The organism is Xanthomonas sacchari (assembly GCF_024266585.1).
Taxonomy (GTDB): domain Bacteria; phylum Pseudomonadota; class Gammaproteobacteria; order Xanthomonadales; family Xanthomonadaceae; genus Xanthomonas_A; species Xanthomonas_A sacchari_C.
In genome coordinates this window covers 4,301,244-4,313,313 of record NZ_CP100647.1, presented here as the reverse complement: position 1 = coordinate 4,313,313, position 12,070 = coordinate 4,301,244, and the positions used below count along the sequence as shown (strand labels likewise).

Below are 12,070 nucleotides of genomic sequence, written 5' to 3'. Positions count from 1 at the left end.
CCACGGCGGATAATCGCGGCCATCCCCATTGCCAGGAGCCCGCACATGATCCGCGACATCATCCGCATGGGCGACCCGCGCCTGCTGCGCCAGGCGCCGCCGGTCACCGACTTCGACAGCGCGCAACTGCATGCGCTGGTGGCCGACATGTTCGAGACCATGGACGCCGCGCGCGGCGTCGGCCTGGCCGCGCCGCAGATCGCGGTGGACCTGCAACTGATGGTGTTCGGCTTCGAGCGCAACGCGCGCTATCCGGACGCGCCGCCGGTGCCGCGCACGGCCCTGGCCAACGTGGAAATCGAACCGCTGTCCGACGAACTGGAGGACGGCTGGGAAGGCTGCCTGTCCATTCCTGGCCTGCGCGCGGTGATTCCGCGCTACCGGCACATCCGCTACCGCGGCGTGCTGCCGGACGGCACCCCGCTGCAGCGCGACGCCGAGGGTTTCCATGCCCGCGTGGTGCAGCACGAGCACGACCATCTGATCGGCCGGCTGTATCCTTCGCGCATCCGCGACTTCGACAAGTTCGGCTTCGAGGACGTGCTGTCGTACGACTTGTAGCGCGCGGGATGCGTGGCGTGGCCGACGCAAGCCTGGCCGTCCGCGCCGCATGCACGCGGTGCAGCGTTCCTTGTAGGAGCGACTTCAGCCGCGACCGGCTTTACCGGTAGAGCCCGTCGCGACTGAAGTCGCTCCCACAGGGGCTTGCGGCGAGTTCGCCGGGTGCACTGTGGGAGGGACTTCAGTCCCGACGCATGGCGCCATCGGAAAGCACGCCACTTCGCGCGTCGCGGCCGCATGACGGTTGACTTCCACCGGGCTCCCGGAGCCCGAACGCGTCCCAAGCCAGCCGTCGCCCAAAACGCACACGGCCCGCACGAGGCGGGCCGTGGCGGGGACAACGTGGGGCGAGCGGCTTACTTCAGCGCCTTGAAACGCAGGCGCTTGGGACCGGCGTCGTCGCCCAGGCGGCGCTTCTTGTCTTCCTCGTACTCGCGGTAGTTGCCCTGGAAGAACTCCACGTGCGAATCGCCCTCGAAGGCGAGGATGTGGGTGGCGATGCGGTCCAGGAACCAGCGGTCATGCGAAATGACGAAGGTGTTGCCCGGGAACTCCAGCAGCGCGTCTTCCAGCGCGCGCAGGGTTTCGATGTCCAGGTCGTTGGACGGTTCGTCGAGCAGCAGCACGTTGCCGCCCTGCAGCAGGGTCTTGGCCATGTGCAGGCGGCCGCGCTCGCCGCCGGACAGCGAACCGACCATCTTCTGCTGGTCCTGGCCCTTGAAATTGAAGCGGCCGATGTAGGCGCGCGACTGGATCTCCACGCCGTTGATGTTGAGGATGTCCAGGCCGCCGGAAATCTCCTGGAACACGTTGTGGTTGCCTTCCAGCTTGTCGCGGCTCTGGTCCACGTACGACAGCTGCACGGTCGGGCCGACCACGATCTCGCCCGAGTCCGGCTTCTCCTGCCCGGTGATCATCTTGAACAGGGTCGACTTGCCGGCGCCGTTGGGGCCGATGATGCCGACGATGGCGCCCGGCGGCACGATCATCGACAGGTTGTCGATCAGCAGGCGGTCGCCGAACTTCTTGGAGACGTTCTTGAACTCCATCACCGAGTTGCCCAGGCGCTCGCCCGGCGGGATGAAGATTTCATTGGTCTCGTTGCGCTTCTGGTAGTCCACCGACTGCAGTTCGTCCAGGCGCGCCAGGCGCGCCTTGCCCTTGGAGCGGCCGCCCTTGGCGTTCTGCCGCGCCCACTCCAGTTCCTTCTGGATCGCCTTCTGCCGTGCCTTTTCCTGGTTCTCTTCCTGCTTCAGGCGCTCGTCCTTCTGCATCAGCCATTCGGTGTAGTTGCCCTTCCACGGAATGCCGCGGCCGCGGTCCAGTTCCAGGATCCACTCGGCGGCGTTGTCGAGGAAGTAGCGATCGTGGGTGACCGCCACCACGGTGCCGGTGTAGCGCGCCAGGAACTGCTCCAGCCACTCCACCGACTCGGCGTCGAGGTGGTTGGTCGGTTCGTCGAGCAGCAGCATGTCCGGCTTCTGAAGCAGCAGCCGGCACAGCGCCACGCGGCGCTTCTCGCCGCCGGACAGATTGGCGATCTTGGCGTCCCACGGCGGCAGCCGCAGCGCGTCGGCGGCCACGTCGAGCTGGTTCTCCAGGGTGTGCGCATCGCCGGCGGCGAGGATCGCCTCCAGGCGCTCCTGTTCCTTGGCCAGCGCATCGAAGTCGGCGCCTTCCTCGGCGTAGGCGGCGTACACCGCTTCCAGCGCGGCCTGCGCCTGCAGCACTTCGCCCACGCCTTCCTCGACCGACTCGCGCACGGTCTTGTTCGGGTCCAGCTCCGGCTCCTGCGCCAGGTAGCCGACCTTGGTGCCGGGCTGCGGACGCGCCTCGCCTTCGAAATCGGTGTCCACGCCGGCCATGATCTTCAGCACGGTGGACTTGCCGGCGCCGTTGAGGCCGAGCAGGCCGATCTTGGCGCCGGGGAAGAACGACAGCGAGATGTCCTTGATGATCTGGCGCTTGGGCGGCACGGTCTTGCTGACCCGGTTCATGGTGTAGATGTATTGCGACATGGCGGCTCCAAAGGCGCAGGGCGCCCGCCGGCCGGCGGCCGGAGGGCGTCGAAAGGGATGGCGGATTATAGCCGCACGGCCGCCGCCAAGCTGGGCCGCACGGGTGCGCGCCAGCACGCGCGGGCCGCGCCGCGCGGCTACTCGGCGATCGGCGGCAGCGTCGCGGTCGTCGCCGTCGCCGATGCGCCCGCACGGCGCTGCCGGCGCAGGTAGAACACCGCGCAGAGCACCAGCAGCAGCATCGCCAGCCACTCGCTGGTCAGCGCCGCCTGCATCGCCGCCAGGCTGCCGCCGCCGCGGGCGTGGGCATAGATCGCGCCGAGCGCCGCCGGACCCAGGCCCATGGCCGCCTGCAGGATGGTGGAGAGCATGGCGCTGCCCGCGCCAGCGTGTTCGGTGGGGACCTGCGACAGGCCGATGCGGTAGAAGCTGGCCACGATCCAAGCCTGGCCGGCGCCGATCAGCGCCGTCGCCGGGGCCAGGTTGAGCGCGCCCGGATGCGGCCACACGGCGTGCAGCGTCCACGCCAGCGCCAGCAGGCCCAGCATCTGCAGCATGCAGCCGAGCAGCAACGTGGGCACCGGGCCGCAGCGCGCCGCCACGCGGGCGCTGACCAGCGCGGAGACGAAGTAGGCGGCCCCCAGCACGATGAAGGCGTTGCCCGAGTGCAACGGCGAGAGCCCGGCGCCGGTCTGCAGGGTCAGCGCCAGCACGAACATGAAGCCGCTCCAGCAGGTGAAGAACACCCCGCCCAGCAGCAGCGCGAAGCGCACGCTGGGCAGCCGCAGCAAGGCCGGCGGCAGCAGCGGCGTGCGCCCGCGGCGTTCCTGCCACAGTTCCACCCGCGTCAGCGCCGCCAGCAGCGGCAGGCAGGCGGCTAGCACCGCCAGGCACGCCGGCGGCCAGTGCAGCGCCGGGCCCAGCGCCAATGGCAGCAGCAGGCAGGCCAGGAACAGCCCCAGCAGCCCGGCGCCGGCCAGGTCGGGCGGCATCCGCCGCGCCGCGCGGGTCTCCGGCACGGCGCGCAGGCTGGCCAGCGCCAGCACGCAGAACGGCAGGTTGATCAGGAACACGCTGCGCCAGCCGGAGCCGCCGATGTCTGCGCTGACCAACGATCCGCCCAGCACCTGGCCGATGACGAAGGCGATGCCGCCCAGCGAGCCGTACAGCGCCAGCGCCCGCGCGTGCGCCTTGCCGTGCAGGCTGACGTGGATGGTGGCGAGAATCTGCGGCACCGCCAGCGCCGCGCCGAGTCCCTGCAGGACGCGGCCGGCCAGCAGCGCCGTCACCGAACCGGCCACCCCGCACAGCAACGAGGCCAGGCCGAACAGCAGCACGCCGGCGCCGAACACGCGGCGCCGGCCGAGGTTGTCGCCGAGCCGGCCACCGGCCGCCAGGCCCACCGCGAAGGCGACGCCGTAGACGGCCACGATCAGCTCCAGTTGCATCGCCGAGGCATGCAGCGTGCGCGCGATCGAGCCGAGCGCGACGTTGAGAATGGAGAAGTCGATCAACGGCAGCATCTGCCCGATCAGCAGGATGCCGAGGCCGCGGTGGCTCAGGGTGGGGGAAGGGACGAGGGCGGGGGAGGAAGGCGTGGTCATGGCGCGCAGTATGGAGCGCGGATAAACTGGTACAAGGAGTGATTTATCCTGGTACTGAAGCTACCTCCCTGGGGGCCGGATGTGCGCTCGGCGGCGCAACCGACGCGTCGTCGGCGACCGCCGCCGGCCATGCCTGGCGGGGCGCCGCGGCCGCCGAATCATCCGGCGCGCGGGCGATCGGCCTGCGCGGCCGCCGAACAACGGAGAACATCATGCAAGTGCAGGTCGAGCGTTCCCTCCCCACGCCGCCGCCCGCGGCGGCGCCCAGCGACACCGGGCCGGCCCTGGCCGCCGAGCGCGCCCGTGCGCTCGGCGCCTTCCTGCGCGCGCGCCGCGAGAGCCTGGACCCGGCGCGGCTGGCGCTGCCGCGCGGCGGCAGGCGCCGTACCCCCGGCCTGCGGCGCGAGGAGGTGGCCCTGCTCGCCGATGTCGGCGTGACCTGGTACACCTGGCTCGAACAGGGGCGCCCGGTCCGCGCCTCCGCGCGCGTGCTGACCGCCATTGCCGCGGCCTTGCAGTGTTCGGAGGTCGAAACCGCGCATGTGCTGGCGCTGGCCGGCGTGGGTGGGGCGGCGGCCGCGGCGGCGCCGCGGTGCCAGCGCCTGACCGGCACCGCGCGCATGTTGCTGGACCAGCTCGGGCCATGGCCGGCGATGCTGCAGACCCCGCGTTTCGACATCCTCGGCACCAATCCGGCCTTCGAGCGCCTGATGGGCGTGACCCTGGCCGACCTGCCGGACGCCGACCGCAACTGCGTCTATCAGGCCTTCACCAATCCGCGCTGGCGCGACGCGCTGCTCGATCGGCAGGAGGTGCAGCAGCACATGGTGGCGTTGCTGCGCGCGGCGATGGCCGAGCATCTGGGCGAGCCGGAATGGGAGGCGTTGCTGGCGCGCTACCGCGCCGCCTCGCCCGAGTTCGATGCGCTGTGGCGGCAGCGCCGCGAGGTGCGCGCCGTGGAGAACCAGCTCAAGCGCTTCCGCCACCCGCAGGCCGGCGAGCTGCGCCTGCAGCAGGTCAACTGGTGGTCGGCGCCGCGCAACGGCAACCGCCTGGTGGTCTATTTGCCAGCCGACGACACCGCGCAGGCGGCGCTGTTGCGCTTGCACGCGCAGGCCGGAAACGCCGCTGGATGAACGCTTTCTTAGCCCGATCTGGAAAGCTGAATAGGTAACCGATTCCAGCAGGAGGCGGTTCAGACGGCAACGGTCTAAATGCGATCGCCACACCACGTGACGGAGTTGCCATGAACATGAAACGCCTTGCCACAATCGCCCTCTCGTCCGCGCTGGCGCTGGGTTTCATGGCGCCGCCCGCCTTCGCCTGGGGTCCCGCTGGTCCGGGGCCGGGCCCTGGTCCCGGGCCGGGCTGGGGCCCGCCGGGGCCGCCGCCCCCGCCGCCGCCGCCGGGTCCCGGCCCGCGTGCGGACCGCGACTACGACCGCGGTTACCGCGACGCCGATCGCGAGCGCTACTGGCGCGACCGCGAGCGCGACCGCCGCGATGCCCGTCGCGCCTACGACCGCGGCTACCGCGACGGCTACCGCAACGGGCCGGACGTCGTCTACTACCGCCCGGGCCCGCCGCGCTGGGCGCGCGGCCAGCGCTATTACGGCCCGAACTACGTGGTCTACGACTACGACCGCTACCAGCTCCGGCGCCCGCCCTACGGCTACCGCTGGGTGCGCGACGACGGCGGCAACCTGCTGATGGTGGCCATCGCCACCGGCATCATCGCCGACCTGGTGCTCAGCGGCCGCTGAGCACGGCCGCGGCACACCGCCAGACGGCCTCCTTCGGGAGGCCGTCTGCGTTTTGGTTCGCCCTCGGGCGCGCGCGGGGCTTAAACTAGTCGTCTGCCTTCTGTCCATGCCCCTGGAGACCCGATGTTCCCGCGCGACGCCCGCATCGAAACCTACGATCCCGACCTGGCCCGCGCCATCGCCGCCGAAGCCGGCCGCCAGGAAGACCATGTCGAGCTGATCGCCAGCGAGAACTACTGCAGCCCACTGGTGATGGAAGCGCAGGGCAGCCAGCTGACCAACAAGTACGCCGAAGGCTATCCGGGCAAGCGCTACTACGGCGGCTGCGAATTCGTCGACGTCGCCGAGCAGCTGGCGATCGACCGGGTCAAGCAACTGTTCGGCGCCGACTACGCCAACGTGCAGCCGCACAGCGGCTCGCAGGCCAACCAGGCGGTGTACTTCGCGCTGCTGCAGCCAGGCGACACCATCCTCGGCATGTCGCTGGCGCACGGCGGCCACCTGACCCACGGCGCCAAGGTCAACGCCTCCGGCAAGCTGTTCAACGCCGTGCAGTACGGCGTCAACGACCAGGGCCTGATCGATTACGACGAAGTCGAGCGGCTGGCCCTGGAACACAAGCCGAAGATGGTGGTGGCGGGCTTCTCCGCCTACTCGCAGGTCATCGACTGGGCGCGCTTCCGCGCCATCGCCGACAAGGTCGGCGCGTACTTCTTCGTGGACATGGCGCACGTGGCCGGCCTGGTCGCCGCCGGCGTCTATCCGACCCCGCTGCCGCATGCGCACGTGGTCACCTCCACCACCCACAAGACCCTGCGCGGCCCGCGTGGCGGCATCATCCTCGCCAGCGCCGCCGGCGCCGGCGACACGCTCGAGGACCTGTCCAAGAAGCTGCAGTCGATCGTGTTCCCCGGCATCCAGGGCGGCCCGCTGATGCACGTGATCGCGGCCAAGGCGGTGGCGTTCAAGGAAGCGCTGGAGCCGGGGTTCGCCAGCTACCAGCAGCAGGTGGTGAAGAACGCGCAGGCCATGGCCAAGACCCTGATCGCGCGCGGCTACAAGATCGTCTCCGGCGGCACCGAGAACCACCTGATGCTGGTGGACATGATCGGCCGCGACGTCTCCGGCAAGGACGCGGAAGCGGCGCTGGGCAAGGCCCACATCACCGTCAACAAGAACTCGGTGCCCAACGACCCGCGCTCGCCGTTCGTGACCTCGGGCCTGCGCCTGGGCACCCCGGCGATCACCACCCGCGGCTACCAGGAACAGGACTGCGTCGACCTGGCCAACTGGATCGCCGACGTGCTCGACGCCCCGGCCGACGACGCCGTGCTGGCGCGCGTGCGTGACGCGGTGACCGCGCAGTGCCGCAAGTATCCGGTGTATGGCTGATGCGGGAATGGAGAATGGAGAATCGGGAATGGTCAGAAGCGCTAAGCTGGCGCTGTTGACGTTCCCATTCTCCATTCCCGTTTCCCCATTCCCGGCCCCCTGAATGCACTGCCCCTTCTGCCAGCACACCGATACCCGGGTGATCGATTCGCGCGTGTCCGAGGACGGCGCGACGATCCGCCGTCGTCGCGAGTGCGAGGCCTGCGGCGAGCGCTTCAGCACGCTGGAGACGATCGAACTCAAGCTGCCGACGGTGATCAAGAGCGACGGCGGCCGCGAGGCGTTCGATGCGCGCAAGCTGCGCACCAGCTTCGATCGCGCGCTGCAGAAGCGGCCGGTGTCCGAAGAGCAGATCGAGGCGGCGGTGCGCGCGGTGGTGCACCAGCTGCGCATGTCCGGCGAGCGCGAACTGCCCTCGATCCGGGTCGGCGAGTACGTGATGGCCGAATTGCGCAAGCTCGACCACGTCGGCTACGTGCGCTTCGCCTCGGTGTACCGCAGCTTCCAGGACGTGGCCGATTTCCGCGAGGAGATCGAGAAGCTCGAGCGCGAGTTGCCGGTGGGCAGCGAGCAGTTGCCGCTGCTGGACCTGGTGCGCGCGGCCAAGCCGGGCGACAAGGCCGGCAAGCGCTGAGCATGCGCATCGTCTGTCTGGCCGAGGCCGCGCAGCACATCCCCGCGCTGGCGCAGGAGCATTTGCAGGCGTTCGGCCCGCTGCTGCCGGAATGGAACGTGGTGGAGGCCGAGGCCGACCTGCGCAGCCATCGCGACGACACGCGCATCCCCACCACCTGGATCGCGCTCGATGGGCAGGACTGGCTGGGTTCGGTGAGCCTGCTGCAGAACGACGACGAACGCATCCGCCAGTTCTCGCCGTGGCTGGCCACGTTGTACGTTCGGCCGCAGGCGCGCGGTGCCGGCGTCGGCGCCGCCCTGGTCGCGCACTGCGTGCAGGCTGCCGCGCGCTTCGGCGTGCAGTGGCTGTACCTGTACTGCGAGCCGGTGCTGGTCCCGTTCTACGAGCGGCTCGGCTGGCAACGCCACGCCGACCTGCCGCTGGGGCCGCTGCAGATCGTGGTGATGCGCCGCGACGCCGGCGCTGCTGCCGCATCCACATGAGCGCCGACGCCGTTCCCGGCTTCTCGGCCGAGGACCATCGCTGGATGGCGCAGGCCCTGCGCCTGGCCGAGCGCGGTGCCTACACCACGCGGCCGAACCCGATGGTCGGCTGCGTGATCGTGCGCGACGGCGCGGTGGTCGGCGAGGGCTTCCACCAGCGTGCCGGCGGCCCGCACGCGGAGGTGTTCGCGCTGCGCGCTGCCGGCGAACGCGCCCGCGGCGCCACCGCCTACGTGACCCTGGAGCCGTGCGCGCACTACGGCCGCACCCCGCCATGCGCGCTGGCGCTGATCGAGGCCGGCGTGGCGCGGGTGGTGGCGGCGATGGCCGACCCGTTCCCGCAGGTCAACGGCGGCGGTTTCGCGCTGCTGCGCGAGGCGGGTATCGCGGTGCAGGCGGGCCTGATGGAAACGCAGGCGCGGGCGCTCAACCGCGGTTTCCTGTCGCGGTTGGAGCGCGGTCGGCCGTGGCTGCGGATCAAGCTCGGCGCCAGCCTGGACGGACGCACCGCCCTGGCCAGCGGCGAATCGAAATGGATCACCGGCGCGGCGGCGCGCCAGGACGTGCAGCATTGGCGCGCCCGCGCCGGCGCCATCCTCACCGGCGCCGGCACCGTGCTGGCCGACGATCCGGCGCTGACCGTGCGCCTGGATGCGGCGACCGCAGTGGAGCCGCCGCTGCGCGTGGTGCTGGACGCGCAACTGCGCAGCCTGGCGCAGGCCAAGGTCCGCGACGGCAGCGCGCCCACGCTGTACCTGCACGCGCCGCACTGCGTGCCGCCGACGCTGGATCACGCCGCGTTCGCCGCGGTGCCACAGCACGACGGCCGCTGCGACCTGCACGCGGCGTTGCGCCTGCTCGGCGAGCGCGGCATCAACGAGGTGCAGGTCGAGGCGGGGGCGACACTGAGCGGCGCACTGCTGCGTGCCGGCCTGGTCGACGAGCTGCTGGTGTACATGGCGCCGCTGCTGCTGGGCGACAGCGCCCGACCGCTGCTGGCCGGGCTCGGTATCGATACGATGGCGCAGCGCGTGCCGCTGCAATGGCAGGACGTGCGCCAGCTTGGCGATGACCTGCGCCTGCTGCTGCGGCCCTGAGCGCTCCGGCGCGGCGGCGTTCGCCGTTGCCGCAGTGCCGGCTACCGCGCCGAACGCGGCGCGATCCTGGAGGGAATGAAGCATGGCGCAGACCATCGTGGGACGCGACGGCGGACTGCCGGGCCAACGCGACTGGGTGCATCGCGTCGCCTCGACCAGCAGGCTGGAGCGCATCGAGGCGTTCTTCGGCGGCCATGGCTATGCCATGCACCGGCACGACACTTACGCGATCGGCCGCACCCTGGCCGGTGTGCAGAGCTTCCACTATCGGCGCGCCATGGCCCACGGCACGCCCGGCGCGACGATCGTGTTGCATCCGGACGAGCCGCACGACGGCCATGCGGGCACGCAGGCCGGGTTCCGCTATCGGATGGCGTATATCGAACCGGCATTGATCCAGCGCGTGTTGGGCGGCGTGGCACTGCCGTTCATCGCCATGGGGACCTCGCAGGATCGGCGCCTCGGCGCGGCCGCGGGTGCGCTGCTGCAGTCGCTGGACGCGCTGGATCCCTTGCAGGAAGCCGATGCCCTGTTCGATCTGGCGCACGCCCTGGCCGCTGCCGCCGGCGTCCGCCGGGCCCGTGCCGGCGTGGACTATCGTGCGGCCGAACTGGCCCGCGGCTACCTGCTCGACTGCCTGGAACAGCCGATCGCGCTGCAGGATCTGGAGCGGGTCAGCGGCCGCGATCGCTGGCGCCTGTCGCGGGATTTCAGGGCGCTCTACGGCACCAGTCCCTATCGCTACCTGACGATGCGGCGGCTGCAACGGGCGCGCGATCTGGTCGCGGCGGGCCGGACGCTGGCGCAGGCGGCGCTGCTGGCCGGTTTCACCGACCAGAGCCATCTGACGCGGCAGTTCGTCCAGGCCTACGGAATGGCGCCGGGACGCTGGTCGCGGATGCTGCGGCCAGCGCGCGCCTGAGCTGCGGCGCGGCGTGCACGATCGTACAAGACCATCCTGGGACGCGACGCCAGACTGGGCCTCCGCCGTCCAGACCAGGTCCAGCCCATGCCCGCGTCCCCGTCCGCCGCTGCGCCATCGCGCGCCATCAACTTCGCCCACAAGCTCGGCCTGATCGCCGAACACTGGCAGCCGCGGGTGATCGCCGAGCTGAACGACTACCAGTTCAAGCTGGTCAAGATCCTCGGCGATTTCATCCTGCACACGCATGCGCACACCGACGAGGCCTTCCTCGTGCTGCAGGGGCGGCTGCGGATCGACTTCGTCGATCGCCACGTGTTCGTCGACGCCGGCGAACTGTACGTGGTGCCCCGGGGCGTCGCGCACCGCACGTCCGCGCTGGAAGAGGTCAGCATGTTGCTGATCGAGCCGCGCGGCGTGGCCAATACCGGCGAGCAGGGCGGCAGCCGCACGGCGCCGAACGACGTGTGGATCTAGCCGGCCGGCGCGTCCCTGCCGAAACGTGCGCGACCGCCACACAAGCGTTTCGCGGCCACGTGCACGGGGGTTGCCGTCGTCGCCGCGACGCTTTGTCCCATGCGCGGCGCGCTGGCGGCGGCAGGCGGCCGGGCCACGCCTGCTAGAATGCCCAGGCCGGTTCGCCGGCGACCACAAACGTCTTCAGGGCGGGGTGCGATTCCCCACCGGCGGTAGGTGCGTTCGCGCACGAGCCCGCGAGCGCTTCCCGGTGCCGGCGCGACCCGCCGAATCGGGAAGGTCAGCAGATCCGGTGCGATGCCGGAGCCGACGGTATAGTCCGGATGAAAGAAGACGGCCTTCGCGCAGCCTCGCGGCTGTGCGCGTGCCTGTTTGCCTTGTGGCGTTTTTCGCTCACCCCATTGCGAGAAACGTAGCTATGTTCACCGGAATCATCGAAGGCGTCGGCCATCTCGCCGCACGCCAGCCGCAGGGCGGCGATCTCCGCTTCACCTTCGCCACCGGCAGCCTGCCGTTCGCCGACGTGCGCCTGGGCGAGAGCATCGCGGTCAACGGCGTGTGCCTGACCGTGATCGCCTTCGACGCCGCCTCGTTCCAGGCCGATGCCTCCACCGAAACCCTGGCGCTGACCACGCTCGGCCGCCTGGCCGAGGGCGCGGCGCTGAACCTGGAGCGGGCGATGCGCCCCAGCGACCGCCTCGGCGGGCATCTGGTCAGCGGCCATGTCGACGGGCTCGGCGAGGTGCTGTCGATCCACGACGACGCGCGCGCGCAGCGCTGGCGCTTCGCCGCGCCGGCGGCACTGCTGCGCTACATCGCCAAGAAAGGCTCGATCTGCGTGGACGGGGTCAGCCTTACCGTCAATGCGGTCGACGCGGAAGGCTTCGAGGTCGCGCTGATCCCGCACACCGTGGCGCACACCGCGTTCGCGCACACCGCGGTCGGCGCGGCGGTGAACCTGGAGATCGACCTGGTCGCGCGCTACGTCGAACGCCTGCTGCAGGGCCGCCAGGACTGATCCTGGCCGCGTCCATCCTTCCGCCACGCGGCGCCGCTGCCTGCGGCGCGCGCGGCATCCTCCGTCTTTGCCGAGTGTCCGCATGTCGCCTTCCGTCACC

Annotated in this window: 12 protein-coding genes and 1 riboswitch; of the genes, 10 read left to right on the top strand and 2 right to left on the bottom strand. The window is 70.7% G+C overall.

The window, feature by feature from the left end; genetic code table 11:
• Positions 1-45: 45 nt before the first annotated feature.
• Positions 46-561 (top strand): peptide deformylase, encoded by a 516-nt coding sequence (locus NKJ47_RS18140; RefSeq protein ID WP_254459137.1) that lies wholly within the window; start codon positions 46-48, stop codon positions 559-561.
• 356 nt (positions 562-917) lie between these two features.
• Here the strand turns inward: NKJ47_RS18140 and ettA are convergent, their stop codons facing one another.
• Positions 918-2,579, bottom strand: coding sequence for an energy-dependent translational throttle protein EttA (ettA, locus tag NKJ47_RS18135; protein ID WP_254459136.1), 1,662 nt, complete (start codon positions 2,577-2,579; stop codon positions 918-920).
• Positions 2,580-2,716: 137 nt separating this feature from the next.
• Positions 2,717-4,183: an MFS transporter gene (locus NKJ47_RS18130; protein WP_254459135.1), complete on the bottom strand. Its 1,467-nt coding sequence runs from the start codon at positions 4,181-4,183 to the stop codon at positions 2,717-2,719.
• A 212-nt stretch (positions 4,184-4,395) separates the two neighbouring features.
• On the opposite strand from NKJ47_RS18130, the gene NKJ47_RS18125 reads away from it, so the two are divergent.
• The 9 genes from NKJ47_RS18125 (at position 4,396) to NKJ47_RS18085 (ending at position 11,970) form a co-directional block, all read left to right on the top strand.
• Positions 4,396-5,319, top strand: coding sequence for a helix-turn-helix transcriptional regulator (locus tag NKJ47_RS18125; RefSeq protein WP_254459134.1), 924 nt, complete (start codon positions 4,396-4,398; stop codon positions 5,317-5,319).
• Between the two features lie 110 nt (positions 5,320-5,429).
• A complete protein-coding gene (locus tag NKJ47_RS18120; protein ID WP_254459133.1) occupies positions 5,430-5,945 on the top strand; it encodes an RcnB family protein in 516 nt (171 codons plus the stop codon).
• 123 nt (positions 5,946-6,068) lie between these two features.
• On the top strand, positions 6,069-7,337 hold the full coding sequence (glyA, locus tag NKJ47_RS18115; RefSeq protein ID WP_254459132.1) for a serine hydroxymethyltransferase: 1,269 nt from the start codon (positions 6,069-6,071) through the stop codon (positions 7,335-7,337).
• 103 nt (positions 7,338-7,440) lie between these two features.
• Positions 7,441-7,971: a transcriptional regulator NrdR gene (gene nrdR, locus NKJ47_RS18110; RefSeq protein ID WP_254459131.1), complete on the top strand. Its 531-nt coding sequence runs from the start codon at positions 7,441-7,443 to the stop codon at positions 7,969-7,971.
• Between the two features lie 2 nt (positions 7,972-7,973).
• Positions 7,974-8,456, top strand: a complete 483-nt coding sequence (locus NKJ47_RS18105) for a GNAT family N-acetyltransferase (protein ID WP_254459130.1) — start codon at positions 7,974-7,976, stop codon at positions 8,454-8,456.
• Positions 8,453-9,553: a bifunctional diaminohydroxyphosphoribosylaminopyrimidine deaminase/5-amino-6-(5-phosphoribosylamino)uracil reductase RibD gene (ribD, locus tag NKJ47_RS18100; protein WP_254459129.1), complete on the top strand. Its 1,101-nt coding sequence runs from the start codon at positions 8,453-8,455 to the stop codon at positions 9,551-9,553. Before NKJ47_RS18105 ends, ribD begins: the two co-directional genes overlap by 4 nt.
• Before the next feature lie 82 nt (positions 9,554-9,635).
• A complete protein-coding gene (locus tag NKJ47_RS18095) occupies positions 9,636-10,475 on the top strand; it encodes an AraC family transcriptional regulator (RefSeq protein ID WP_254459128.1) in 840 nt (279 codons plus the stop codon).
• A gap of 87 nt (positions 10,476-10,562) precedes the next feature.
• Entirely contained in the window at positions 10,563-10,952 is a 390-nt protein-coding gene (locus tag NKJ47_RS18090) for a cupin domain-containing protein (RefSeq protein WP_254459127.1), read from the top strand.
• 175 nt (positions 10,953-11,127) lie between these two features.
• Positions 11,128-11,291, top strand: a riboswitch (FMN riboswitch).
• Between the two features lie 79 nt (positions 11,292-11,370).
• On the top strand, positions 11,371-11,970 hold the full coding sequence (locus tag NKJ47_RS18085; RefSeq protein ID WP_254459126.1) for a riboflavin synthase: 600 nt from the start codon (positions 11,371-11,373) through the stop codon (positions 11,968-11,970).
• The last annotated feature ends 100 nt before the right edge of the window (positions 11,971-12,070 follow it).